Source organism: Flavobacterium soyae, from assembly GCF_045348165.1.
In the GTDB taxonomy this organism is placed as follows: domain Bacteria; phylum Bacteroidota; class Bacteroidia; order Flavobacteriales; family Flavobacteriaceae; genus Flavobacterium; species Flavobacterium soyae.
Genome location: NZ_CP150845.1, coordinates 1,905,005 through 1,930,647, shown reverse-complemented (window position 1 = coordinate 1,930,647; position 25,643 = coordinate 1,905,005). Strand labels below are relative to the sequence as shown.

General features: G+C 33.8%; 21 protein-coding genes and 2 tRNA genes. 10 read left to right on the top strand and 13 right to left on the bottom strand.

Features of this window, described 5'->3' with window-relative positions; translation table 11 throughout:
- Positions 1 to 35 precede the first annotated feature (35 nt).
- Positions 36 to 1,268, top strand: coding sequence for a 3-deoxy-D-manno-octulosonic acid transferase (locus AABD74_RS08445; protein ID WP_406845229.1), 1,233 nt, complete (start codon positions 36 to 38; stop codon positions 1,266 to 1,268).
- Between the two features lie 346 nt (positions 1,269 to 1,614).
- On the top strand, positions 1,615 to 1,839 hold the full coding sequence (locus AABD74_RS08440; protein WP_232681552.1) for a hypothetical protein: 225 nt from the start codon (positions 1,615 to 1,617) through the stop codon (positions 1,837 to 1,839).
- A 145-nt stretch (positions 1,840 to 1,984) separates the two neighbouring features.
- Here the strand turns inward: AABD74_RS08440 and AABD74_RS08435 are convergent, their stop codons facing one another.
- From AABD74_RS08435 to mutS, 4 genes are all read right to left on the bottom strand, one after another.
- Positions 1,985 to 2,365 (bottom strand): DUF1508 domain-containing protein, encoded by a 381-nt coding sequence (locus AABD74_RS08435; protein ID WP_232681551.1) that lies wholly within the window; start codon positions 2,363 to 2,365, stop codon positions 1,985 to 1,987.
- A gap of 145 nt (positions 2,366 to 2,510) precedes the next feature.
- Positions 2,511 to 2,596, bottom strand: a tRNA-Leu gene (locus AABD74_RS08430).
- A gap of 14 nt (positions 2,597 to 2,610) precedes the next feature.
- Positions 2,611 to 2,683 (bottom strand) — tRNA-Gly (locus AABD74_RS08425).
- 161 nt (positions 2,684 to 2,844) lie between these two features.
- Positions 2,845 to 5,451, bottom strand: a complete 2,607-nt coding sequence (mutS, locus tag AABD74_RS08420; protein ID WP_406845228.1) for a DNA mismatch repair protein MutS — start codon at positions 5,449 to 5,451, stop codon at positions 2,845 to 2,847.
- Between the two features lie 155 nt (positions 5,452 to 5,606).
- Here mutS and AABD74_RS08415 point away from each other — a divergent pair, with 155 nt between their 5' ends.
- The 3 genes from AABD74_RS08415 to AABD74_RS08405 all read left to right on the top strand — a co-directional run bounded on the left by AABD74_RS08415 (position 5,607) and on the right by AABD74_RS08405 (position 8,925).
- Positions 5,607 to 6,038: a DUF1573 domain-containing protein gene (locus AABD74_RS08415; RefSeq protein ID WP_073489093.1), complete on the top strand. Its 432-nt coding sequence runs from the start codon at positions 5,607 to 5,609 to the stop codon at positions 6,036 to 6,038.
- Positions 6,039 to 6,112: 74 nt separating this feature from the next.
- Positions 6,113 to 6,649 (top strand): RNA methyltransferase, encoded by a 537-nt coding sequence (locus tag AABD74_RS08410; protein ID WP_406845227.1) that lies wholly within the window; start codon positions 6,113 to 6,115, stop codon positions 6,647 to 6,649.
- A gap of 113 nt (positions 6,650 to 6,762) precedes the next feature.
- Positions 6,763 to 8,925, top strand: a complete 2,163-nt coding sequence (locus AABD74_RS08405) for a T9SS type B sorting domain-containing protein (RefSeq protein WP_406845226.1) — start codon at positions 6,763 to 6,765, stop codon at positions 8,923 to 8,925.
- Between the two features lie 87 nt (positions 8,926 to 9,012).
- Here AABD74_RS08405 and folK read toward each other — a convergent pair whose 3' ends face one another.
- Positions 9,013 to 10,146 carry a 2-amino-4-hydroxy-6-hydroxymethyldihydropteridine diphosphokinase gene (folK, locus tag AABD74_RS08400; protein ID WP_406845225.1) on the bottom strand — a complete coding sequence of 378 codons (1,134 nt, stop codon included), beginning with the start codon at positions 10,144 to 10,146 and terminating at the stop codon, positions 9,013 to 9,015.
- Between the two features lie 136 nt (positions 10,147 to 10,282).
- Here folK and sppA point away from each other — a divergent pair, with 136 nt between their 5' ends.
- From sppA to AABD74_RS08385, 3 genes are all read left to right on the top strand, one after another.
- The gene (sppA, locus tag AABD74_RS08395) at positions 10,283 to 12,040 is read left to right on the top strand and encodes a signal peptide peptidase SppA (RefSeq protein ID WP_406845224.1); all 1,758 of its coding nucleotides are present in this window, start codon (positions 10,283 to 10,285) and stop codon (positions 12,038 to 12,040) included.
- Between the two features lie 12 nt (positions 12,041 to 12,052).
- Positions 12,053 to 13,000, top strand: a complete 948-nt coding sequence (locus AABD74_RS08390) for an alpha/beta hydrolase (RefSeq protein WP_406845223.1) — start codon at positions 12,053 to 12,055, stop codon at positions 12,998 to 13,000.
- Positions 13,001 to 13,169: 169 nt separating this feature from the next.
- The gene (locus AABD74_RS08385; RefSeq protein WP_232681544.1) at positions 13,170 to 15,770 is read left to right on the top strand and encodes an AsmA-like C-terminal region-containing protein; all 2,601 of its coding nucleotides are present in this window, start codon (positions 13,170 to 13,172) and stop codon (positions 15,768 to 15,770) included.
- 82 nt (positions 15,771 to 15,852) lie between these two features.
- Here AABD74_RS08385 and AABD74_RS08380 read toward each other — a convergent pair whose 3' ends face one another.
- Both AABD74_RS08380 and AABD74_RS08375 read right to left on the bottom strand, forming a co-directional pair.
- A complete protein-coding gene (locus AABD74_RS08380; RefSeq protein ID WP_406845222.1) occupies positions 15,853 to 16,905 on the bottom strand; it encodes a glycosyltransferase family 9 protein in 1,053 nt (350 codons plus the stop codon).
- A gap of 228 nt (positions 16,906 to 17,133) precedes the next feature.
- Positions 17,134 to 17,928 (bottom strand): DUF2797 domain-containing protein, encoded by a 795-nt coding sequence (locus AABD74_RS08375; RefSeq protein ID WP_232681542.1) that lies wholly within the window; start codon positions 17,926 to 17,928, stop codon positions 17,134 to 17,136.
- Positions 17,929 to 18,150: 222 nt separating this feature from the next.
- Between AABD74_RS08375 and AABD74_RS08370 the strand changes: the two genes are divergently transcribed.
- Complete coding sequence (locus tag AABD74_RS08370) at positions 18,151 to 19,659, top strand: GH3 auxin-responsive promoter family protein (RefSeq protein WP_232681541.1); 1,509 nt, start codon at positions 18,151 to 18,153, stop codon at positions 19,657 to 19,659.
- Positions 19,660 to 20,444: 785 nt separating this feature from the next.
- Here AABD74_RS08370 and serB read toward each other — a convergent pair.
- The 6 genes from serB to AABD74_RS08340 all read right to left on the bottom strand — a co-directional run bounded on the left by serB (position 20,445) and on the right by AABD74_RS08340 (position 24,248).
- Entirely contained in the window at positions 20,445 to 21,674 is a 1,230-nt protein-coding gene (serB, locus tag AABD74_RS08365) for a phosphoserine phosphatase SerB (protein ID WP_406845221.1), read from the bottom strand.
- A gap of 236 nt (positions 21,675 to 21,910) precedes the next feature.
- On the bottom strand, positions 21,911 to 22,348 hold the full coding sequence (locus AABD74_RS08360; RefSeq protein ID WP_406845220.1) for a VOC family protein: 438 nt from the start codon (positions 22,346 to 22,348) through the stop codon (positions 21,911 to 21,913).
- 75 nt (positions 22,349 to 22,423) lie between these two features.
- Positions 22,424 to 22,867: an SRPBCC domain-containing protein gene (locus AABD74_RS08355; RefSeq protein ID WP_232681537.1), complete on the bottom strand. Its 444-nt coding sequence runs from the start codon at positions 22,865 to 22,867 to the stop codon at positions 22,424 to 22,426.
- A 2-nt stretch (positions 22,868 to 22,869) separates the two neighbouring features.
- A complete protein-coding gene (locus AABD74_RS08350) occupies positions 22,870 to 23,277 on the bottom strand; it encodes a VOC family protein (protein ID WP_406845219.1) in 408 nt (135 codons plus the stop codon).
- Between the two features lie 109 nt (positions 23,278 to 23,386).
- Positions 23,387 to 23,791 (bottom strand): SRPBCC family protein, encoded by a 405-nt coding sequence (locus AABD74_RS08345; RefSeq protein WP_406845218.1) that lies wholly within the window; start codon positions 23,789 to 23,791, stop codon positions 23,387 to 23,389.
- A gap of 46 nt (positions 23,792 to 23,837) precedes the next feature.
- A complete protein-coding gene (locus tag AABD74_RS08340) occupies positions 23,838 to 24,248 on the bottom strand; it encodes a VOC family protein (RefSeq protein WP_232681534.1) in 411 nt (136 codons plus the stop codon).
- Between the two features lie 143 nt (positions 24,249 to 24,391).
- Here AABD74_RS08340 and AABD74_RS08335 point away from each other — a divergent pair, with 143 nt between their 5' ends.
- Positions 24,392 to 25,357, top strand: a complete 966-nt coding sequence (locus AABD74_RS08335; RefSeq protein ID WP_406845217.1) for a GlxA family transcriptional regulator — start codon at positions 24,392 to 24,394, stop codon at positions 25,355 to 25,357.
- Positions 25,358 to 25,643 lie beyond the last annotated feature (286 nt).

Here is a 25,643-nt window from a genome sequence, read left to right as displayed (position 1 = left end):
CGAAAGAAATGTAATTTAGCTGCAAAAATTACTACATGCTTTTTTTATACAATTTAGCTGTTTCTTTAGCAGCGTTTTTTCTTAAAATAGTCGCACTTTTTAGTCCGAAAATTAAGCTTTTTGTTGAAGGTCGGAAAAATGTATTTTCCATTTTAGAAGAAAAAATAAACCCCAATGACAAAACCATTTGGTTTCACTCTGCCTCACTTGGCGAATACGAACAAGGTCTTCCTGTAATTGAAAAAATCAAAGAAAAATATCCTTCGCATAAAATTATTGTAACCTTTTTTTCACCATCTGGATACGAAGTGCGTAAAAATAACACAGCTGCCGATGTTACAGTTTATCTGCCTTTGGACACAAAAAGAAACGCCAAAAGATTTTTAAAATTGGTTCATCCTGAATTTGCTTTTTTCATTAAGTATGAATTTTGGCTGAACTATTTAAAGGAATTAGAAAAAAACAAAACCCCAGCTTATTTAATTTCGGGAATTTTTAGAGACAGCCAGATGTTTTTTAAATGGTACGGAGGTTTTTACAGAAAAGCACTAAAAGCATTCACTTATTTCTTTGTACAGAACGAAAGTTCTAAACAGAAAATTGAAGCAATCGGATTTAAAAATGTAGTTGTTTCCGGTGATACTCGTTTCGACAGAGTTGCAGCAATTTTAGAAAGAGACAACAGCCTTGATTATATCAAAAATTTCAAGAATAATCAGCAAACCATAGTTATTGGCAGTTCATGGCCAAAAGACGAAGTTTTAATTGCTGAATACATAAATCAGGCTCCAGAAAATGTAAAATTTATCATTGCACCACATAATATAAAAACGGATCAAATAACAAATCTTAAATCCCAAATTACAAAATCGACAGTTTTATTTTCTGAAAAAGAGAACAAAAATTTATCAGATTATAATGTTTTTATAATTGACACCATTGGGCTTTTAACCAAGATTTATAGTTACGGAACGATTGCTTATGTAGGCGGAGGTTTTGGAAACCCGGGAATTCATAACATTCTTGAACCGGCAGCTTTTGGAATTCCGATTGTAATTGGACCTAATTATTCTAATTTTGCAGAAGCTGTTTCCCTGGTTGGTCTTGGAGGCTGTATGACGATAACTAACGTTTCTGAACTAAAAGAAATCTTAAACCGCCTGCTGACTGATAAAACATTTCTTAAAGAAAAAAGCCAAATCTGCGAATCTTTTATTCAGGATAACAAAGGGGCTTCAAATACGATTATGAATATTGTTTCACAATAAACCTCTGGGTTCAAATTAATTTTTTGAGCAGGTATTTTTAAAAAACAAATTAAAAGCAGGTATTTTTTTATTGCTGGAGCATACACAATAATCCTTAAAAAGCAAAATAAACCGCAATTAAGAGAAATAAAATAGCCAAATCAACCATAGAATTTTCAACAAAAAATTATTTATACAAAACATTAAATAATTTAAGATAATTTTATATTTTTGGCATATTCTTTGATAAATAAGATAAACGTGAGCTGGGAAAATATTTTAAAAAAAAAGTGAAAAAATATTTTACATATTAAAAAATTTATATCTTTGCCACGAATTAATAATTAACCTTTTATAATAAAGTAAGATGAAAAAAGTATTTTTAAGTTTAGCTGTTGTTGCTGTTTTAACTGTTGTATCTTGTAAAAAAGCTGACGCTGCAGCTACTGAAACTGTAGATTCTACTGCTGTTGCTGTTGATTCTGCTGCTGCTGTAGTTGATTCTGCTGCTACAACTGTTGACTCTGCTGCTGCAAAAGTTGACTCTGCTGCTACTAAAGTAGAAGAAGCTGCTAAAGAAGTAAAAAAATAATTAGAATCTAAATTCTAAAGATTTTAAAACCATCCTTGTGATGGTTTTTTTTATGCTCAAAAATTAACAAAATAAAATTCCAAATTCCAATATACATAAAGCATTATTAGAATTTGGAATTTTAAAATATTGGAATTTCTTCCATCTAATCTTCTACTTCTTCCTCAACAGAGACCTCCTCATCTTCAAAAATCGATTCATTCGACGAGAAATCCAAAATCTCCGCTTTTGAAGCATAAGTCACAATTTCTTTTATTCCTTTTTGCAAAAGCAATTCTGTGGTGTATTTTCGACTTGTCGCAAAGTGAACACCATCTAACATCAATTTAAAAAAATACTTTCCTCCAGAGCCCTTAAATTTCAAAAATTTAGAAAGATCAACAGTCCTCTTAAATCTTTCAATATCCTCTTCACATTCAAACCTCAATTCATAGCTCAAACTTGTAAAAATCACTTTTCCTTTTCTGGAAGTAAACACAAACTTATATTCATCATTAAATCGCCTGCTAATTACAAAAGCACCCATATTTGAATTTTAGATTTTAGATTGTTGATTTCAGATTGCTAATTGTTAATTTTCCTAGAATCTCAAAAACTTAGAATCTCAGCGCCTTAGCATCTTTAAAGAATTTACCCAATAAAAAAAGCCTCTTCAAAAGAAGAGGCTTTAGTACTCAGAGCGGGACTTGAACCCGCACGAACATTGCTGTTCACTGGATTTTAAGTCCAGCGTGTCTACCAATTTCACCATCCGAGCATTATATGGTTTTGAGCGAAAAACGGGGCTCGAACCCGCGACCTCGACCTTGGCAAGGTCGCGCTCTACCAACTGAGCTATTTTCGCGTTTCAAATTCTAATTAAGAACTACAATACTTGGCTTGCTTCGTATTGCGAGTGCAAATTTAGGACATTTATTCAATTACACAAGCCTTTTTTCAAAAAAATATTTACTTATTTTATAACTTTCTGATAACCTAAACTTTAAACTTGAATTTTTTTTCGATTTATTTCTTGACCAGCATTCTTTTTATTTCATTCAGCTTCATCAATGCTTCAACGGGTGTAATCGCATTAATATCGAGACCTAAAATCTCTTCTTTTATTTCTTCCAGCAAAGGATCATCCAGATTAAAGAAACTCATCTGCATTTCATCATTAGCAGCTTTTACTCCGTTTAATGCATCGCTTGAATGATTTTTTTCTAATTTCTTTAAAAGCTTCTGTGCCTTCAAAATTACAATCTGCGGCATTCCGGCCATTTTTGCCACGTGAATTCCAAAACTATGCTCACTTCCTCCTTTTACAAGCTTTCTAACAAAAAGAACGGTATCTTTTAATTCTTTTACCGCAACATTATAATTTTGAATTCTCGAAAGCGATTCTGTCATTTCATTCAATTCATGGTAATGCGTTGCAAACAACGTTTTTGGCTTTGACGGATGTTCGTGCAAAAACTCGGCAATAGCCCAGGCAATCGAAATTCCGTCATATGTACTCGTTCCTCTTCCAATTTCATCCAAAAGCACCAAACTGCGATCTGAAATGTTATTCAAAATTGAAGCCGTTTCGTTCATTTCAACCATAAAAGTCGATTCTCCCATCGAGATATTATCAGAAGCTCCTACCCTTGTAAAAATTTTATCTACAACGCCCATTCTTACGCTGTCTGCAGGAACAAAACTTCCCATTTGAGCCAAAAGCACAATCAAAGCCGTTTGTCTTAAAATTGCCGACTTACCCGACATGTTAGGCCCGGTAATCATTATAATCTGCTGTGTTTCTCTATCCAGAAAAACATCATTTGCTATATATGGAGTTCCAACTGGTAATTGTTTTTCGATTACAGGGTGTCTTCCGTTTTTAATATCCAATTCAAAAGTTTCATCAATTTCAGGGCACACATATTGGTTTTCAACCGCCATTTGTGTAAACGAACATAAACAGTCTAATTGCGCCACCAGATAAGCATTCATTTGAACTGGCTTGATATAAGTTGCAATCCAGGCAACTAATTGTTCAAAAAGCTCCGATTCAATTTTATGGATTTTTTCTTCGGCGCCTAAAATTTTGGTTTCGTATTCCTTTAATTCTTCGGTAATATAACGTTCTGCATTTACTAAAGTTTGTTTACGAATCCATTCTTCCGGAACTTTATCTTTGTGTGTATTTCTAACTTCAATATAATAGCCAAAAACATTATTGAATGATATCTTTAAAGATGAAATCCCTGTACGTTCAGATTCTCTTCTTTCTATTCCTTCCAGGAATTCTTTTCCAGATGTAGAAATTGCTCTCAGTTCATCTAGTTCTTCATTAATCCCTGCTGCAATTGCATTTCCTTTTGAAATAGCAACCGGCGCATCCTGGTTTAAGGTATTTTTAATTTTTTCGCGTAACAAATCACACGAATGTAAACTATCCCCTATAACCTTTACAGCTTCCTGCGGACTTTCGAGCGCTAATGTTTTTATTGGAATAATCGCATCCAGAGATTCTTTCAAATACACAATTTCGCGCGGCGAAACTTTTCCTGCAGCAATTTTAGAAATCAAACGCTCTAAATCTGAAATTTGTTTAATTTGATATTGAATATTCTGTAAAACATCCTGATTTGATTTCAAATATGAAACCACGTCATGGCGTCCTTTTATTTTATTACTGTCTTTTAGCGGAAGCGCCAGCCAGCGTTTTAACAAACGTCCGCCCATTGGCGAAAGCGTTTTGTCGATTACATCTAAAAGTGTTACTGCATTAGGATTATAACTATGATACAATTCTAAGTTTCTAATCGTAAAACGATCCATCCAGACATAAGCATCTTCGGCAATTCGCTGAATCGCTGTAATATGCTGCACTCTGTTATGCTGCGTTTCTGACAAATAATAAAGGATTGCCCCCGCAGAAATAATTCCTTCTTTTAACTCTTCTACACCAAAACCTTTTAATGAATTGGTTTGAAAATGTTTGGTCAGTGTTTCTAAAGCATAATCTTCTTTATAAATCCAGTCTTCCAGATAAAAACTATGAAAATCTTCTCCAAAAGCGTTTTTAAAATCACCTTTACAATTCTTTGGAACAAGAACTTCACTTGGATTAAAATTCTGCAATAATTTATCTATATATTCGGCATTTCCCTGAGCGGTAAGAAATTCTCCTGTCGAAACATCTAAAAATGAAATTCCGATATTTTTATTAGCAAAATAAACAGATGCTAAAAAGTTGTTTGTTTTAGATTGTAAAACTTCATCATTTAAAGAAACTCCTGGAGTTACCAATTCTGTAACACCACGTTTTACAATCGTTTTAGTCATTTTAGGATCTTCCAGCTGATCGCAGATTGCAACACGAAGTCCGGCTTTAACCAATTTTGGCAAATATGTATTGATGGAATGGTGTGGAAAGCCTGCCAGAGCCGTTTCTGTATCAGACCCAGCGCCTCTTTTTGTTAAAGTAATCCCAAGAATCTTAGAAGCTCTAATAGCATCTTCTCCAAAAGTTTCATAAAAATCTCCTACTCTGAAAAGCAGACATGCATCAGGATATTTTCTCTTGATTTCGTTGTACTGTTTCATTAAAGGTGTTTCCTTCACCACTTTCTCTTTAGCTGCCAAAATTGATATGTTTTTAAATGAAAATTAAGACAGCGAATTTATAATTTTTTGGCGGCATATCGAGCACTTCAAAAATTAAAATATTTTAAGATTTTTTTATGTTCATATATAAGAATTTTATATAGCTTTGTTCTTCATTAAAAAAGACTCTTAAAATGAAAAAAATAATTTTATTCGCTATGTTAGCTGTAGCTGGTATTACGGCTGCTAATGCACAAACAACTAAAAAAGCTAAAGCTGCCAAGGTTGCAAAAGTTGAAGGAGCCGGAATGCTTTTCGAAACAGAAACTATTGATTACGGAACTATCGCTCACAATGCTGATGGTAAACGTGAATTTGTTTTTGTTAACAACGGGACAAAACCATTAATCATTACAAACACTCAAGGTTCTTGCGGTTGTACAGTGCCTACAACACCAAAAGAGCCAATTGCTCCGGGTGCTAAAGGTATTATTGGTGTAAAATATGCTACTGACAGAGTTGGTGCTTTTACAAAAACTGTAACCGTTACTTCAAATGCTGAAGGACAGCCAACAAAAGTACTTACAATTAAAGGTACTGTTTTACCAGATCCTGTAAAAAGCTAATCTGAAAAACAATAAAATAATCGAAAAAGCTTCCTTATCTTTGGAAGCTTTTTTTATGACCTGAATTTAAACCAATGAGAAAACTTGAAAATAGCGAATTAGACAGAAAATCAATTGAAGATTTTAAAAAATCAGACAAAACCCCTTTAATACTGGTTTTGGACGATATTCGCAGTTTACACAATATTGGATCAGTTTTTAGAACTGCCGATGCTTTTTTGATCGAAAAAATAATTCTTTGCGGTATTACAGCAACGCCTCCAAATAAAGAAATTCATAAAACTGCTCTTGGTGCTACTGAAACTGTTTCGTGGGAACATCATGAAAATGTGTTGGAAGTTATAGAAAACCTGAAAAAAGAAAATGTACTAACCCTTGCGATTGAGCAGGTTGAAAGCGCCATTTTTCTTCAGGATTTTAAGGTTGAGAAAAACCAAAAATATGCTTTAGTTTTTGGAAATGAAGTTTATGGTGTAGCTCAGGAAGCAGTTGCAATTTGCGACGGCTGTATCGAGATTCCGCAATTAGGAACAAAACATTCTTTAAATATTTCTGTAAGCGCCGGAATTGTGGTTTGGGATTTGTTTCAAAAACTAAACTGGCCAAACTAACAAATAAAGATTTTTTTCGCTAAAAAGATGTGATTTTTAAATTAGTTTTAGATTTTAAATGTTAGATATTTAAATATATTTTTTTATTATTATAAAATTGATACTTTTATAAAATGAAAACTATCAATTTCTTAAAAATAACCACCTTAGTACTTGTTTTAAGTTTTACAAACTCTTATGCAGTCGAAAAAGTTACAATTAAAAACAGAAATATAATTGGAACTTTTCATGATACCCTTAAGTCAAACAAAAAACGAAATACAAAATTAAATTTTGCTGTTACCCCTCCAGTTATCAAAGCAGTTGGAGATCAATTATACTGCCCGCAAAGCAGCATAAAAATTGTAACCGACGTAACTATTACGCACGATCCGACTGAACCTGCAACTCAGGCGGTTTATATTCAGATTTCATCTGGATATTCCAGCGGATTTGACCTTCTTGAACTTTCAAATCCTGCAGCACACCCCACAATTATTACAAGCTGGGATGTTACGGCAGGAAAATTAAAATTATCAAGCCCAACCGGAGTTGATGTTTTATATACTGAATTTGTTGATGCAATTAAAGATGTTGTATATTCTAATTCTTCAGCAGCAGCTTCTGGAACCAGAACTTTTTCTATAACAATTGGTCAGGCAAACTACCTGCCTTCGACACAGCATTTTTATTTATTTGTTCCGAGTATTGGTATTACCTGGACAACTGCCAAAACTGCGGCAGAGGCAAGTACTTATTATGGACTTAAAGGATATTTAGCCACAATTTTATCTGCAGATGAAGCCAAATTAATTGGCGAACAAGCATCTGGAACCGGATGGATTGGCGGAAACGATACAGAAACCGAAGGTGTCTGGAAATGGGTTACAGGACCCGAAGCCGGAACTGTAATGGGTTATACTTTCTGGAATTCTGGAGAACCAAATAATTTAGGCGAAGAAGATTATGCACATATTACACAGCCCGGAATAGGAATTGGAGGTTCATGGAACGACCTTTCTAATACCGGATCGTTAACGCCCGGCGATCCTTATCAGCCAAAAGGTTATGTTGTTGAATATGGTGGAATGCCCGGAGAATCGGTGTTAGAAATCGCCGCAAGTACTAAAGTTACAATTCCAGTGGCAGTGCCATCAGCAAATCCAGGTCCGGTTTGCGATTCAGGAACTTTTACTTTTAATGCAACAGCAACAGCCGGCGCAGTAATTAGCTGGTATGATGCCGCTGTGGGAGGAAATATATTAGGAACAGGAAACACATACACAACTCCAATAATAAATACTACAACAACTTATTATGTAGATGCCGGCTGCGCATCAAACAGAAAATCGGTTATGGCCACGGTAAATATAACTCCAAGCGCCCCGGCAGCGGGTCAAGCTTCTTATTCGAACTGCGGACCTGGGTCTGTAACTATTACTGCCAGTTCAAATATTGGAACTATTAATTGGTTTACAACAGCAGCAGCAGGAGCAAGTATTTTTACCGGAAATAGTTTTACAACGCCAACAATTTCAGCAAATACAACGTATTATGCCGAGGCTTCAAATGCCGGTTGTATCAACTCAACTCGTACACCTGTAAATATTCAAATTTATACTCCGCCTGTTGTTCAGGACGAGACTGTAACATTATGTCAATTTCAAACCGTAACATTAGACGCAGGAGTTTCTGGAATGAATTATTTATGGTCAAATGGAGCAGCGGCACAAACAATAACTGTTTCTCAAGGCGGCACTTATACTGTAGCAGTAAAAAGCCCATCTCCGGAAAATTGTACAAGCACAAAAACAATTATAGTTGAAGAACATCAGGTTCCAGAAATTGACCGAATTGATGTAAACGGAACGAGAGCCATAATTTACATTAAAAAACAAGCTCCTTATTTTGAGTTTTCTGTAGACGGTGTTAACTTTCAGGATTCAAATATTTTTTATGATGTACCAGGCGGACTAAGAACGGCTTATGTTCGCGAGAAAAGCGGCTGCGGCGGAGACACTCAAAATTTTGTTGTTCTTGTTTTTCCATCTTTTTTTACTCCAAATAATGACACTTATAATGATTTGTGGGAAGTAACCGGAATGGAAAATTATCCGCAAGCAGAAGTAACTATTTTTGACCGTTATGGTAAGCTTATCGCGCAGTTAAATGCTTCAAAAATGAGTTGGGACGGCACATTTGAAAAAACTCTGCTTCCTACCTCTGATTATTGGTATGCATTAAAAATAGACAATACAAAACCTATTTTACGAGGACACTTTACCTTAAAGAGATAATTTCTTAATTAGAGAATGTATCAATTAGGATAATTAGATAATTTATAAAGTTGAGTAAATTCTCTAATTGATACATTCTCTAATTTTCTAATTCAATTTCTTCTGAATTTCGTTTAATACAAAAAAATAGTCTTCCTGTTTTTTTACAAAATCACGATCTGAAACATCGATAATTAAAACATTCAAATCCGTTTGGGATTTAATATATTCCAAATATCCATTGTTGATTTTATCCAAATAATCAGCCTGAATGTTTTGCTCGTAAGTTCGTCCGCGTTTTTTAATATTTTGAAGAAGACGTTCTGTATTTTGATACAAGTAGATGTACAAATCCGGCTTTGGCATTTCTTTGTAAATGATATCGAATAAATTTCGGTATAAACGATATTCGTCTTCCTGCAGCGTAATTTTAGCAAAAATCAGTGATTTAAAAATATGATAATCGGCTACAATAAAATCTTTAAACAAATCAAATTGTGCCAAATCATCAGATAATTGCTGATAACGATCGGCCAAAAAAGACATTTCAAGCGGAAAAGCATATCGGTTTTGATCTTTGTAAAACTTAGGCAGAAACGGATTATCTGCAAAACGCTCTAAAACCGTTTTCGCATTAAAATCATCTGCAAATTTGTGAACCAAAGTAGTTTTTCCGGCTCCAATATTTCCTTCAAAAGCAATATAATTATATTTTTCTAACGGAATTTCACTCAGCGGGCATTTTAAATCCTGAACAACAGTACAAACGCTGTCGTCTGGAGAAACGACAATTAATTCCGAAATAGATTTTTGCAAAACAGGATGTTTCCAGTCTAACTTTAAATCCTGCATGGGCAGTAAAACAAAATTGCGGTTCTGCATTAATGGATGCGGAATATGAAGTTTTTCGGTCTCCATAATTTCATCATCAAAAACAATTACATCAACATCAATAATCCGGGATTGATACCCTTCCTGATTCAATCTGATTCTTCCTAGCTGTTTTTCGACTTTTAAAACCTGATTTAATATTTTTTGTGCCGATGAAGCAGTGTGCAAAAGTAACGCGCAATTATAAAATGCATCGCTCTCAAAACCCCAGGCAGGCGTTTCATAAAGCTTAGAAACCCTAATTACAGTTCCCACTTCCTGATGTATCAAAGCGATACAACTTTCAATGTTTTCTAACCTGTTTCCCTGGTTGCTGCCTATAGATAAAACGACTTGGTGCTGTGATTTCATAATTAATGCAAATTAACTAAAACTATTTTAGAATTAACTAATATATTTGTGAAACGGCACATTGAATCGATTAAAATTTATGTGCCAAATTTGTAACAAATAGCCCATTAACGCTACTTATTAAAAAAATATACTTATGAAGTTTTTAGGAAATGTAATTGCCACAGTTATTGGTATTTTTGTATTTATCATGCTCTTCTTTTTTGGAGCAATCCTAATTGGAGCCATTTTTGGCGGAGACGACAAAGTTTCGGTTAAAAACGATTCGGTTATAGAATTAGATTTAAAACAAATTGATAATGATTACGCAGGAAAATATAAAGATCCTTGGGTAACCGTTTTTTCAGATAAAAAAGGAGTTGGCTTAACTGATGTTATTAATGCCATTGAAGCGGCAGAAACTGATGATAACATTAAAGGAATTTCTATCCTAAACGATCAGTCATCTTTAGGGCTGGCACAATATAAAGATTTGAGAAACGCGCTGGAAAATTTTAAAAAATCAGGAAAATTTGTTTGGGCTTATGCCAATACTTATTCGCAGAAAGAATATTATTTAAACTCTGTCGCCAATACAATTTATTTGAATCCGGCGGGAGATTTAGATTTTAAAGGACTTTCGTCTGAAGTTATGTTTTTTAAAGATTTTCAGGAAAAATCAGGCATACATATGGAAGTGATTCGTCACGGAAAATATAAAAGTGCCGTTGAGCCATTTTTAGAAAACAAAATGAGCGATGCTAACAGAGAGCAAGTTACAGCACTTTTAAATTCGATTTGGTCAACGGTTTGCAGCGATATCTCAAAAAGCCGAAATATTCCGGTTGACAAATTAAACGAAATTGCAAACGGCTTATTAGCCAGAACTCCACAAATGGCAAAAACACAGCATTTGGTTGATATTGTGGCTTATGAAGATGTTTACCACAATGCGATTAAAAAAGCTTTGAAAGTTAATGAGGACGAGGATTATAATAAAATCTCGATTTTAGATTATACTCAAAATAACTTAACAACTGCTTTAGCTAATACTGCCGATAATCAAATTGCCATTATTTATGCTCAGGGCGAAATTGCCAGCGGCGAAGGCGACGTAAATGTTATTGGCGAAGGTTCAATGCGCCGTTCACTGCAGGAAGCCAGAAAAAATGAAGATGTAAAAGCAATCGTTTTAAGAATTGACAGCCCAGGCGGAAGCGCACTGACTTCTGATTTAATCTGGAGAGAAATTGAAGTAACTAAAAAAGTAAAACCGGTAATTGTTTCAATGGGAAATTATGCCGCATCCGGAGGTTATTATATCGCTTGTAATGCCAATAAAATTTTTGCAGAAAGCAATACCATTACAGGTTCTATCGGGGTTTTTGGAGTATTACCAAACTTTACTCCGCTTGCCAACAAATTAGGAATTAATACAGAGCAGGTAAAAACACACGAAAACTCAGCAAATTACAGTCCGTTTGTACCTGTTGATGAAAAATTCAAAGCCTTTACACTTGAAGGCGTTGAACAGATTTACAAAACTTTTGTAACACACGTTGCCGAAGGAAGAAAAATGACTTTTGCACAAGTAGATTCTATTGCACAAGGAAGGGTCTGGTCTGGATCTGAAGCCGTAAAAATTGGATTAGTAGATAAAATTGGAGGTTTGAACGATGCTATTGCCGAGGCAGCTAAAATTGCTAAAATCAAAGACTACAGTACACAAAACTATCCTGAATACGAAAAAACGTTTGGAGATTTAATGGCTAATTTACCTTTTGCGCAATCTAAAGAAGCTTTTATAAAAGAAGAAATTGGCGAAGAAAACTATATGCTTATTGAGCAGGTAAAAAGATTCCAGAGACAAAAAGGAGTTCAGGCGATGATGCCTTTTGGACTAAACATTAAATAATTCCACTTAAAGATGAAAAACATAATTCTGTTTTTAACCGTTTTGTTTCTGACATACGTAAATGCTCAAAGTCCGAAACAAGATACTTTTAAAGAAACACCTGCCATTTTAAAAATCAATAATGATCAGATTTTTGGTACGCTTACTGTTCCAGGCGGAGTAAAAAAATGTCCGGCGGCATTGATTATTGCTGGTTCTGGCCCAACAGACCGAAACGGAAATAATCCGATGATGAAAAACAATTCCCTGAAAATGCTGGCAGAAGAACTGGCAAAAAACGGAATTGCATCTTTACGATTTGACAAACGCGGCATTGGCGAAAGCAAAAAATCTGCAGTAGCAGAGTCTAGCCTGGTTTTTGAAAATTATACCGAAGATGTAAAAAGCTGGATTAACTATTTAAAGCAAGACAAGCGTTTTACACAATTAACGGTTATTGGTCACAGCGAAGGATCTTTAATAGGAATGATTGCGAGTGCAAAAGCGAATAAATTTGTCTCGATTGCCGGAGCCGGAGAATCTGCAGATAAACTGATCAAGACGCAAATCGCTTCTAAATCAAACAAGCAGTTAGAAGATATGACGTTCCCTATTATTGACAGTTTAAAAAACGGCAATAAAGTAAACAAAGTCGATCCGCTTTTAAATTCACTATTCAGGGCAAGTATTCAGCCGTATTTGATTTCGTGGTTTAAATACAATCCGCAGACAGAAATTAAAAAATTGACGATTCCTGTTTTAATCATTCAGGGTAACAACGATTTACAAGTTTCGGTTAAAGATGCTGAAAACTTATCGAAGGCTAAACTGAATTCTGAATTGGTAATTGTTGATAAAATGAACCATATCATGAAAATAATCGATGGCGATCAAAAGGCCAATATGGAGAGTTATGCTAATGAAACTCTTCCCATTTCTGAAACCATGGTCCATAAGATTGTTTCCTTTATTAAAAAATAATTACAACAATAACACTGTTAAATCCGTTTGAAAAGTATCAAGCGGATTTTTTTATTTAATACCAACATAATTTTCTTACATTATTAAGAAAATTTTATCACCGTACTTGAATAAAAAAACTATTTTTGCAAGAGTAAATTTTCAAAAAATAAACCTCAAATCTATAAATATGTTAAAGAAAATTTTAAAAGTAACTGCCATTGTTCTAGTGGTTTTTGTGGCCGCATTATTTGCCATTCCGTATTTCTTTAAAGACCAAATCAAAGCAAAAATTGCCGAAGCAATCAACGAAAGTGTTGATGCCAAAGTTAGTTTTGCCGATGCTGATTTAAGCTTGTTTAAGAACTTTCCGAATGCAGCTGTCGGAATCGAAAAACTGGTGATTATAAACAAAGCCCCTTTTGAAGGAGATACTTTGGTGTCATTAGGAGAATTAAATCTTAAAATGAGCATTAAAGAGCTTTTTAAAGGTAAAGACGAGCCTTTAAACATTCAGGGAATTACATCTGAAAATGGTTTAATCAACATTATCTTCAATAAAGATGGTGTTGGGAATTTTGATATTGCCTTAAAAGACAAAAAAGAAGAGAAAACGGATGAAAAAAGCAGTCCGCTTTCTTTAAAAATTCAAAACTATAAAATTGAGAACTTTACCTTTAGATATATCGATCAGGGTTCAAAAATTAAAATGGTTATCGATAGTTTAAATCACGAAGGAACTGGAGATTTTACTAATTCTAAACTGGATTTAAATACAAAAACTACAGCAAACGTATCTTTAGATATGGATAAAGTTAATTATATGAAAAATATAAAATTGACTTTAGACGCTATTTTAGGAATTGATTTAGAACAAAGTAAATATACTTTTAAAGAAAATAAAGCTTTAATTAACCAACTGCCGTTAGAATTTGACGGTTTTATTCAAATGGTTAAAGAAGGTCAGATTTATGACCTGAAATTTAAAACGCCTACTTCGTCGTTTACCAATTTCTTAGGGTTAATTCCTTCTGCTTATGCTTCTAGTCTTGATGGTGTAAAAACAACCGGAGACTTTACTGTTGTTGGTTTTGCAAAAGGAAAATTAACAGACACAACAGTTCCTGCATTTAACATAGCCATTGCATCAAACAATGCCTCTTTTCAATATCCGAACTTACCAAAATCAGTTCAGAATATTGTAATTGATACTAAAATCATCAACGAAACCGGGATTTTAAACGACACGTATGTAAATTTAGATAAGTTATCCTTTAGAATCGATCAGGATGTTTTTAGTGCTAAAGCAAATGTTAGAAACATTACTGTTAATCCGCTTGTAAATGCAGCTTTAAAAGGAACTATCAATCTTGCTAATCTTTCTAAAGCGTATCCAATTAAAATGGACAAGCCTTTGGCAGGTATCTTAAAAGCTGATGTTACTACAAATTTTGATATGGCATCTGTAGAGAAAAGCCAATATCAAAACATCAAGAATGCCGGAACTATGAGTTTATCAGGATTTAAATATACTGATGAAAACAATAAATCAATGAATATCAGCACGGCTTTGGTTGAATTCAACCCAAGTACAATTAATCTGAAACAGTTTAATGCTACAACCGGAAAAAGTGATATTGCTATAAACGGAGTTTTGGAAAATTTCTACGGTTTTATGTTTAAGAAACAAGAACTTAAAGGAAACTTCAATATGAGTTCTAACCAACTGGCTGTTGATGATTTTATGACTTCTGGAGAACCGGCTAAAACAGAAGAAAAAACACCGGCTAAACCAGCTGAAGCAATGAAAATTCCAGCTTTCCTGAACTGTACTTTAAATGCAAAAGCCGCAACTGTTTTATATGATAATTTAAAACTAAAAGATGTTTCCGGAAAATTGATTATTAAAGATGAAAAAGCACTTTTAGAAAACTTTAAAACGTCAATTTTCGGCGGGACAATTGGTTTGACCGGAGCGGTTTCGACTAAAACAAAAGTGCCGACATTTGATATGAATTTAGGTTTCAATCAGGTTGATATTGCGCAGACTTTTACGCAGTTAGATATGATGAAAAAAATTGCACCAATTGCCGGAATCATTAATGGTAAATTAAATTCGACTATTAAATTAAATGGAAATTTAGATGATAAGGAATTAACTCCTGACCTAAAATCTATTTCAGGAGATTTAATTGGGCAATTACTTTCTACAACGATAAATGCTAAAAATTCTACGGTACTAAACTCTTTAACTTCAAACATTAAATTCATTGATATGAATAAAGTGAATTTGAATGATATTAAAGCAGCCTTAACTTTTGAAAACGGAAAAGTAAATGTAAAACCTTTCGATATTAAATATCAAGACATTAAAGTAACGGTTGGCGGAACTCACGGTTTTGACCAAACGATGAATTACAACTTAAAATTTGATGTTCCTGCTAAATATTTAGGAAGTGAAGCAAATGCTTTTATTGCAAAAATGTCTCCTGCTGATGCGGCTAAATTGGAAAACATTCCTATTAATGCTGTTATTGGAGGTAATTTTTCAAATCCAAAAGTTACGACAGATATGAAAAGTGCTGTTTCTAGTTTAGCATCTCAAGTGGCAAATCAGCAAAAAGAAAAACTGACTAAAAAAGGTACAGCAGCTTTGACTGATCTACTCAACAAAAACACAAAAGCGAAAGATACTACACAAGCTGCAAAAACTGAGAAAGAACAAAAAACTCAGGAAGCAACTAAAAAAGCAAGTGACTTAATCAACGGACTTTTCAAAAAGAAAAATTAAGTTTTTAGTTTAGTACAGAAATAAAAAACTGCTCTGGAAATTACTTTCCGGAGCAGTTTCTTTTTATAGATAATCGATTTGATTATTTATTCAAAATTTTATTTATAGCATTTATATAATCAGGAACCGATAATTTATTTGTGTCAATTCCCACGCTGCTATTTCCGTATGGCTCATATTTTTTAAGAACAGAAATTGAAAATAGCCCAACAGTTGGCGCTTTTGAAGCACTTGATAAATGCATAATTCCACTATCTGCGCCTATAAAGACATTAACATTTGCCAAAACAGAACCAATTTCGCGAATATCCTTACTGTAAAATGAAGGTGCCTGAAAATCAATTTGTGATACATTTTCAACCGGTAAAACTTCAAAAATATTATAATCCGGATATTCCTTTTTTAAAGCAGTATAAAACTCTTCCCACCACGAAACACAATAACATTTTTCTCCTGTTGCAAATGTAAAAATTGCGATTGTTTTCTTTTGTTCATCAACAATATTGTTGAGAATTTCTCTTCCTTTAGAAATTTCTTCCTGAGTCAATTTTAAATCAAGAAGTGCAACTGGTTCTTTCTTATCTTCTATACCAAATTGGCTTAGAAAATATCTTAAATTATAAACAGGATATTTTGCAATATGCTCATGATCATTATAGTTTAACTGTACATTTTCAGGAAGGTCTCCAAAAAATTTATATTTAGCATTTGAGAATTGAACGGCTAACCGGCCCGAAGAAGAATTTTGATCAACATTAATTACAAGATCGTAATTCTGTTTTTTTATTAAAGTCCATACTTTAAAATACTTGACTAATTCTTTGAAAGGTTTTTTAGGCAGATCGATTATTTTATCGACATTATCATACTTTCCAAAAACAATTGGAGCAAGTGTTCCTTTTACAAACAAATCGATTTTGCACCCCGGAAATACAGCAGTGACTTCCTGAATAAGCGGTGTAACTAAAAGCATATTTCCAAGTCTGCCGTTGGGTCTGCAGATTAGTATATTTTTAATTTTGCTTTTATCAATCGTTCCACTTTTACTAACGTTCGCGTTACCAATATTCTTGGTTAAAACACGCATTAGGCCACGCCTGACTTTATTAACGCTAACTTTTTTTAAGCTACTCATTGCAGTATTTATTTCAAGATTATTTTTGGAAACAGCAAAAACAAATTTAGCCTCTTTTTTTGCACAAAAATAAATTCCAATAATAAGCAATTATTACAAAATTGTAATAAAATTTATCATTATTCATGTTTTTTATGCCTTCCAATGAAATAAAAATACAACAATTAACAAAACAAACGACAAAGAATAGACCATTTGTTATTAAGAATCGACAGAGAATAGAAAATACTAGACGTTTATATTTACTACGTAACCTTCTGAACCACGGATATTAAACACTGTTCCGTTTTCAAAAATTAAATACTGCCCTTTAATTCCTACTAGCTTTCCCTGAAAATTTGGAGTTTTGTCTAAATTCAAACTGGATACTTTTGCAGGATAATTTAAAACCGGATAATTTAACTCGTAAACATCATTTTTTTGACTGTAAAAATACTCTTTGACCTCAGCAGGAATTAAACTTTCAACTTTTGATTTTTCCAGAATTAAGTCACATGAACCTGTAGTATATTGGAGCATTTTTCGCCAATTTGTTTTATCTGCATAATGATCCTTAAGCGCGACCTCAGTAATTCCGGCTAAATAACGGTTTGGGACCTCAACAATTGCAATAGCCTGTGCTGCACCCTGATCTATCCATCGTGTTGGAACCTGGCTTTTGCGTGTTACCCCCACTTTTATTTCGCTTGATAAAGCTAAATAAACGACATGCGGCTGTAATTGTGCTTTTTGTTCGTACTCTAAATCTCGGTCAGCAATTCCTAAATGTGCGGTACTCAATTCAGGTCTCATAATCCAGTCGCCTACAGCTGGGCTTGAGTAAAAGCAGTCATAGCAAAAACCTTGTCTAAATATTTTTTTCTTCTTTTGGCAATTTAAACATTGAAAACCGGCAAAACTAATCTCAACTTCTTTGTCTAATAATTGATTAACATTCAAGAAACTATCTTCGAAAACTAAATAATATTGAATTGGGTTTCCAAATTCAGTCTGCATTTTTGTAAGTACGCCTTGATATGTCATTAGGATTTAATTGTAGATTTTAGATATTAGATTTTAGACTGCTCATATTTTTTGAGTTAATCTTTTAGTTTATAAGTAGTGGTTTTTATTACAAAAAAACACTATTTTTGATACAATGACAAAGTTAATATTTGTTGCTTGATATTCAAATTTTAAGATTCGTTTTATATGAATCATAAAACCTAAATCTAAAATCAGCAATCTAAAATCTAAAATTTACACATGCCTTTATCAATAATAAATTCTTTCGCTTCCTGGGTCCTTAAACAAAGGATACATCAAATCGAACTTTTTTTAAAATACCCAAATGAAGTTCAGGAAGAGCTTTTGCATAATTTATTATTGGCATCTGAGAATACAGTTATTGGAAGAAAATACGATTTTGAATCGATAAATTCTTATCAGACTTTTGCAGAAAGAGTTCCCATTGCAAGTTATGAAGAATTACAGCCTTTAATCGAACGTACACGCCAGGGTGAACAGGGCGTTTTTTGGGAATCACCTATTAAATGGTTTGCAAAATCCAGCGGTACAACAAACGCAAAAAGTAAATTTATTCCCGTAAGTAATGAAGCTCTTGAAGATTGCCATTATAAAGGAAGTAAAGATTTACTTTGTTTGTACTTAAATAATAATGAAGATTCTGAATTGTTTTTGGGAAAGAGTTTACGCTTGGGCGGAAGTTCTCAGATTTACGAAAACAACAATACTTTTTTTGGTGATTTATCGGCAATTTTGATTGAAAACATGCCTATTTGGGCCGAGTTTAGCAGTACGCCAAGCAGTAAAACTTCGTTAATGAGCGAGTGGGAAACTAAAATCGCGGCGATTATTAATGAAACCAAAAGCGAAAATGTAACCAGTTTTGCCGGAGTTCCTTCCTGGATGCTGGTTTTAATGAATAAGGTATTAGAAAATACAGGTAAACAAAGTTTACTGGAACTCTGGCCAAACCTTGAAGTTTATTTTCACGGCGGTGTGAGTTTTTCTCCTTATAAAGAACAATACAAGAAAATTTTGCCAAGCAAAGATTTTAAATATTACGAAATCTATAATGCATCTGAAGGCTTTTTTGCGATTCAGGATTTAAATAATTCCAGCGATTTATTACTGATGCTGGATTACGGAATTTTCTATGAATTTATTCCGATGGAAACTTTTGGAACTCCAGATCAAAAAGTGATTCGTTTGGCCGATGTTGAATTGAATAAAAATTATGCAATCGTAATTACTACAAATTCTGGTTTATGGCGTTATTTAATTGGCGACACGGTTCGTTTTACTTCATTAAATCCGTACAGAATTAGAGTTACGGGAAGAACCAAACATCATATTAATGTTTTTGGGGAAGAATTAATGGTAGAAAATACGGATCAGGCGATTGCGAAAGCCTGCCAGATTACTCAAACGGAAGTGATTGATTATACGGTTGCTCCTATTTTTATGCAGGATAAAGAAAAAGGTGCTCACGAATGGATGATTGAGTTCAAGCAAAAACCTGCTGACGTTGGTCTTTTCCAGAAAGTTCTGGACGAAACGCTGCAGACTTTAAATTCTGATTACGAAGCGAAACGCTACAACAATATGACTTTGAATCCTTTGGTGATTAATGTAGCACGTGAAAATTTATTTTATGATTGGCTGAAAGAAAGAGATAAATTGGGTGGTCAGCATAAAATTCCTAGACTTTCTAATCAGAGAGATTATTTGGAGCAGTTGAAGGAGATGTAAATTTTAAAAATTGGCACACAGATGACGCGGATTCACTTTGTGAAAACACGGATTGACATGAATTTCAATATAGATTCTATACAAATTTTCAATAGCCCCTAGCTTTAGCTAGGGGGTTATAATTTATATCAAAGCCAGGCTTTAGCCGAATTCTACGTTGCAAATAATTTGGCTAAAGCCTTAACTCTTTGTCATTTATTATTCCTCCAGCTAAAGCAGGAGGCAATTAATTTTAAAAATTCCTAAGAATTTTGTTAAGTTTTTTTTATAGCCCCTAGCTTTAGCTAGGGAGTCATAATATAATAACGCTAGGCTTTAGCCGAATTCTAGATTGTAAATAATTTGGCTAAGCCTTAATCTTTGTCAATTATTATTACTCGAGCTAAAGCTGGAGGCAATTGATCTTGTATCTTTTAATTTATTTTCTCTTTAAAAATGTTTCTTCCGCTGAGTTGCATGAGGGATAGAGGTGGAAATCCTTTTTGTTTTTTCTTTAAAAACAAAAAGATTGTAACGGATAGCCCGACCCGGAGGGGCATGCCATTATTAAGGTTCTGAGATTCTAGGCGGCTAAGGTTTTCTCAATATTGTCATTTCGACGAAAGGAGAAATCGCACTAGAAATTCTGCAAAGTGAATCGTCAATCTTTGTCGATTATCGTGTGCGATTTCTCCTTTCGTCAGAAATGACAAAAATACGTTGTCAGGCTGAGCGAAGTCGAAGCCCTTCTCAACAAGAAATCCCTTCTCCTGAAGCCTCGGGATCGCTCAGGATGACAAATAGTATTACATCATATCAATATATCTGTCGTGGTAACCTAAAAGGTATAAAACACCATCAAGTCCTAAACTTGAAATAGAGGTTGAAGCACTTTCTTTTACTTTTGGTTTTGCATGGAAAGCGATTCCTAGACCTGCTAAGTTTAGCATTGGTAAATCGTTTGCACCGTCACCAACTGCAATAGTTTGGTTGATGTGGATTCCTTCTTTTTCGGCAATTGCTTTTAGGTATTCGGCTTTCTTTTGTCCGTCTACGATATCGCCTAGATATTTTCCGGTTAATTTACCGTCTTTAATCTCTAATTGATTAGCGTGAACATAATCGATTCCGAGTTCTTTTTGAAGATAATCACCAAAATAAGTAAATCCTCCAGAAAGAATTGCGGTTTTATATCCGTAATATTTTAAGGCTTTCATTAAACGATGCGCACCTTGCGTAATTGGCAAATTCTTGGCAACATTTTGCAAAACGTCTTCGCTCAAACCTTCCAGCAAAGCCATACGTTGTTTGAAGCTTTCGTTGAAATCAATTTCACCATTCATCGCCGATTCTGTAATGGCTCTTACCTGCGCTCCTACTCCGTTTAATTCTGCCAATTCGTCGATAACTTCTGTTTGGATTAAAGTAGAGTCCATATCGAAGCAAACCAAACGACGGTTTCTTCTGTAAATATTATCTTCCTGAAAAGAAATATCAACGTTTAAGGTTCTTGAAATTTCCATAAAACTTGCCGTCATGACAATTTTATTTACAATTTCGCCTGTTACAGATAACTGAATACAAGAACGCGGATATTCTTCTTTTTCTACAATTGAAGTTCTTCCTGTTAAACGTATAATAGAATCGATATTTAAATTTTGATCAGACATTATTTTAGTAACGGCTGCTAATTGTGACGCAGCTAGTTTTTCGCCTAAAATATTGATGATGTATCGCTGCTTAGATTGTGATTTTACCCATTTCTCATAATCTTCGATCGAGATTGGAATAAACTTAACTTTGATTTCTAACTCGTAGGCTTTGAATAATAAGTCTTTTAAAACTGGTGCAGAAGAAGAGCCTGCGGCAATTTCGAACAAAATCCCTAAAGAAAGCGTGTCATGAATATCGGCTTGTCCGATATCTAAAATATTAGCATCATAAGTCGCTAATACAGCTGTTAAACCTGCTGTAACCCCTATTTTATCGTGTCCTGAAACTTTTAATAAAATAATTTCTTTATCCTCTACTACCATTTTATCTTTATTGATTTTGAAGCGACAAAAATCGGCAATCTCTAGGTGATAAAAAAGAATAATCTTTGTTTTTTTGAAAAGAAAAAGCACATATTCATGTGCTTTTTCGAGTAATTTAACAATAATACGTTACTATTAAAATAACGTAACAAGTGAGTTTGTTTTTTTAGCCACGAATTCACAAATTATATAAAAATATACTGTTTAAAAAATTAGTGAATTCGTGGCTAAAAAAATTATTTTTGGTTTTCGTCAAAGTTTACCATCCAGTTGATGCCAAATTTATCGGTAAACATTCCAAAATAAGCACCCCAAAATGTTTTATCCATCGGCATAAAAACGTTTCCGCCTTCTGAAAGTCCATTGAAGATTAGGTCTGCTTCTTCTGTGCTTTTTACATTAACCGAAACAGAAAAATTTCCTCCAAATTTCACATCGCCTGATTGTTCGCTGCTGTCACTTCCCATTAAAATGGTATTTCCAATTGGCAATGAAACGTGCATGATACGGTTGGCATCTTTTTCTGAAACTTCGGTACAACCGCCGTCTTCAGCAGCAGGCATTTCTTTAAATCTTCCGATATATGAAAATTCACCGCCAAATACGGATTTGTAATGTAGGAATGCCTCTTCGCAATTTCCATTAAAAACTAAATAAGGATTTACTGTTGTCATGATATTTTTTTTTAATTGTGAGTTGTTAATTATAAATTGTTAATGTTCTTTGCTCTTTGTTCTATTCTCTTTGTTCTATTTACCCTTTTCTGAAAGTTCTTTTACGACTTCTAAACCTCTAGGAAAAACATCTTTAAAATAATCGGCATATTTTTCGACAGAATCGTTACGAGCAATCAAATCTGTAAATTCATCATCTTGAATTAATCTGTAAGTTTCCATTGCGCCGCTCCATTTTTTTGTTTCTTCATTGAGAGGTTGTTCTTTAAAATCTTTTATCTCGCCTATATGCTTAAAAGCCATATACTCGTTTGGCGTTTTTGTTTCAATTATACTATACATTCCTTCTCCACTTGGTGTCATAAAATGTATTTTATCGCCTTCGTTCCAAGTACTTATGGTATGAGATCCTTCGCAAAAAACACTTGTCCATTTTCTATAGGTTTCATCATTCCATAAAACATCCCAAACTTTTTGAGCCGGGGCTTTAATTCTTATTTTAAATTCTAAAGTTTCCATAATTAAGATAATTTACTAAAATCCATAAATAAAACATTCCAGCGATGTCCGTCTAAATCGGCAAAACCAAAGCCGTACATCCATCCTTGACTCTCAGCCGGAGCAGAAAAAACAGTTCCTCCGGCATCTTGAACTTTTTTAGCTAGTTCATCAACTTCCTCTTTACTTTCGGCATCGATCGAAATCAGAATTTCAGAACTTGCTTTTGTGTCGGTAATTTTGTTTTGCGAAAAACCTTCAAAAAGTGATTCTTCAAATAGCATTACTACAAAATGTCCTTCACCAACAACCATACAGGTTGAACTTGGTGTATCGTGCTGCTCATTAAAAAAGAAGCCTATTTTTAAGAAAAAATCTTTTGCTTTTTCCACATTTTTCACAGGCAGATTTAACCATATTTGCTTTGTCATATTTTGATGTTTTTCGTTAAACTTTTTTTAAAACCATATAAATGATTTATGCTCATTTAAGATTTGGGAAAAACCTTTGAGCCTTTGCTGCTTTTAACCTCTAAAAGAACTAATTTGCTTCGACATAACTTTTAAAGTTATCCAAAATTGCCTGCCAGCCTCCACGCTGCATTTCTTCAGGGTTTTGGGTTTCTGGGTCAAAACTTTCAGTTACTTCTATTCCGTCTAAAGTTTCTTTGAAAGTAATTTCAACCTTTCTTCCGTCGGCCATTACATATTTTATTGCTTTATTTGGTTCTACGAAAGTATATTCACCTTCAAAGTCAAAACTCATGCTTCCGTCTTTTGCTGCCATTGTTGATTTGAATTTTCCACCTTGTTTTATATCGTTTTCAGCATAAGGTGTATGCCAGTCCGGAGAAGCAAAACTCCATTTTGTAATATGTTCCGGCAGTGTCCAGAAATCCCAAATTTTGTTTATTGATGCATTAATTGTATTCTGTACTGTTATCATTATTTATATATTTAAAAATTATACTTTATTCAATACTCCGTTTTAATTACATATGATCTGGTATCTGACTTTCATCCATGTAGAAAACTTCCCAATGATGTCCGTCTAAGTCAAGAAAAGTTCTTTGGTACATCCATCCATAATCCTGTGCTTTTCTATAATCAGTCCCGCCAGCCTTAACTGCTTTCTCAATCATTTCATCAACTTCCTTTCTTGATCCTAGAGAAATAGAAATAAGGGCTTCACTGGTTGTATGAGAATTGCAAATCTGCTTATCTGTAAAAGTTTGATAAAACTCTTCTACCAAAAGCATGAGATAGATATTTTCACCAATAATGATGCAGGCACCTTTTTCATTTGTAAATTTCGGATTCGTAGGAAAACCCAATTCATTAAAAAATTTTATCGCTTTATCTAGCTCTTTTACAGCTAGATTTAAATACATTTTCGTTTCCATAATATATAAAGTTACAATTTATTTAAAACAAATTTAGAGCTTTAGTATTAGCTTTATGATACATTAAAAGTCAACTTTAGGGGCATTTAAGACATTTTTATTACTTTTGTTGTAAAGTCAATCCTCCAAAAAACCACAAGATTATGAGCAAGAAAGTAGGTTTAATCGTTCCTCACGACTATAAATTATTAAGTATAGCCGCAATTTTAGAAGTTTTTGAAACGGCTAATAAATTAAGTCCGTCTACTGACAAGCCATTTGAAATTATGGTTTTTCAATTGGCAGAACAAATCAATCAGAAACATTTGTTTGGATATGAAATTAATTCTATCGAGGATTCTGATAAACTTTTAGAGCTCATTTTGATTCCGGCTTTTACTACTGATAATATGAGTGAAATGATTACGAAGAATAAAAAATTTATTCCGTGGTTACAAAAACAACATCGGGCTGGAGCTGAATTGGCAAGTTTTTGTACGGGTGCATTTTTGTTTGCTGCTTCGGGATTATTAAATGAAAAACTGGCCACTACCCATGTTGATGCCTGCAGTGCTTTTACAAAAGCTTTCCCGATGGTGAAATTAAAACCTGAAGAAACTTTAACGGCCGACGGTAGTTTGTATACCAGCGGCGGATCGACCTCAACGTTTCATTTATTGATTCTTTTGGTTCAGAAATATTGCGGAAATGAAATTGCAGTGCAAATAGCGAAGATTTTCTCAATTGATTTAAACCGATACAAACAAAGTTATTTCAGTACTTTTAGACCGAATCATTTGCATAATGACACTCTGGTTGCAATGTTACAGCAAAAAATTGAAAGTCAGTATCACAGCATCGAGAAACTGGAAGAAATCACTAAAGATATTCCAACTAGTGCCAGAAACATGACGCGTCGTTTTAAACAAGTTACAGGAATTCCGCCAATTGAATATTTGCAGAATATCAGAGTTGAAAGCTCAAAGAAATACCTGGAACAAACCCAGCTTTCGATTTCAGAAATTATTGAAAAAACCGGATATAACGACCCAAAGGCTTTTAGAAAGGTATTTTATAAAATGGTGGGTATGAAACCTATTGAATATCGGGAGAAGTTTAGGGTTCAGTAGTTTTTTTAGAAGCAGAAAATTCCCTTTTCAAAATAACCTTTAGTCCTGCTCTGCACTATATCTTTTGCTGTGAACCACACAGCAAAAGGATGCCGTTTCGATCAGGGCTATTTGAGACGTTTCATTTTCATAATTTTAAAATAAAAAAACCTGTTCAAATAAATGAACAGGTTTGATAAAATGAGCATCGTTATTTTTCTATTCTCGACTTCTTCTTTTTCTTAATTGAAGCAATCTAATTACTAACTCTTTCTATCTTTTAGTTGCTTTAAAAAATAAAACACGC

Coding starts and splice junctions, on each gene's coding strand:
- AABD74_RS08335 (WP_406845217.1), top strand. CDS start 24,392: ATGAGCAAGAAAGTAGGTTTAATCGTTCCTCACGACTATAAATTATTA.
- AABD74_RS08360 (WP_406845220.1), bottom strand. CDS start 22,348: ATGACAACAGTAAATCCTTATTTAGTTTTTAATGGAAATTGCGAAGAG.
- AABD74_RS08385 (WP_232681544.1), top strand. CDS start 13,170: ATGTTAAAGAAAATTTTAAAAGTAACTGCCATTGTTCTAGTGGTTTTT.
- AABD74_RS08355 (WP_232681537.1), bottom strand. CDS start 22,867: ATGGAAACTTTAGAATTTAAAATAAGAATTAAAGCCCCGGCTCAAAAA.
- AABD74_RS08370 (WP_232681541.1), top strand. CDS start 18,151: ATGCCTTTATCAATAATAAATTCTTTCGCTTCCTGGGTCCTTAAACAA.
- AABD74_RS08415 (WP_073489093.1), top strand. CDS start 5,607: ATGAAAAAAATAATTTTATTCGCTATGTTAGCTGTAGCTGGTATTACG.
- AABD74_RS08410 (WP_406845227.1), top strand. CDS start 6,113: ATGAGAAAACTTGAAAATAGCGAATTAGACAGAAAATCAATTGAAGAT.
- AABD74_RS08390 (WP_406845223.1), top strand. CDS start 12,053: ATGAAAAACATAATTCTGTTTTTAACCGTTTTGTTTCTGACATACGTA.
- AABD74_RS08340 (WP_232681534.1), bottom strand. CDS start 24,248: ATGGAAACGAAAATGTATTTAAATCTAGCTGTAAAAGAGCTAGATAAA.
- AABD74_RS08380 (WP_406845222.1), bottom strand. CDS start 16,905: ATGAGTAGCTTAAAAAAAGTTAGCGTTAATAAAGTCAGGCGTGGCCTA.
- AABD74_RS08345 (WP_406845218.1), bottom strand. CDS start 23,791: ATGATAACAGTACAGAATACAATTAATGCATCAATAAACAAAATTTGG.
- AABD74_RS08405 (WP_406845226.1), top strand. CDS start 6,763: ATGAAAACTATCAATTTCTTAAAAATAACCACCTTAGTACTTGTTTTA.
- AABD74_RS08445 (WP_406845229.1), top strand. CDS start 36: ATGCTTTTTTTATACAATTTAGCTGTTTCTTTAGCAGCGTTTTTTCTT.
- AABD74_RS08440 (WP_232681552.1), top strand. CDS start 1,615: ATGAAAAAAGTATTTTTAAGTTTAGCTGTTGTTGCTGTTTTAACTGTT.
- AABD74_RS08350 (WP_406845219.1), bottom strand. CDS start 23,277: ATGACAAAGCAAATATGGTTAAATCTGCCTGTGAAAAATGTGGAAAAA.
- folK (WP_406845225.1), bottom strand. CDS start 10,146: ATGAAATCACAGCACCAAGTCGTTTTATCTATAGGCAGCAACCAGGGA.
- AABD74_RS08375 (WP_232681542.1), bottom strand. CDS start 17,928: ATGACATATCAAGGCGTACTTACAAAAATGCAGACTGAATTTGGAAAC.
- sppA (WP_406845224.1), top strand. CDS start 10,283: ATGAAGTTTTTAGGAAATGTAATTGCCACAGTTATTGGTATTTTTGTA.
- serB (WP_406845221.1), bottom strand. CDS start 21,674: ATGGTAGTAGAGGATAAAGAAATTATTTTATTAAAAGTTTCAGGACAC.
- AABD74_RS08435 (WP_232681551.1), bottom strand. CDS start 2,365: ATGGGTGCTTTTGTAATTAGCAGGCGATTTAATGATGAATATAAGTTT.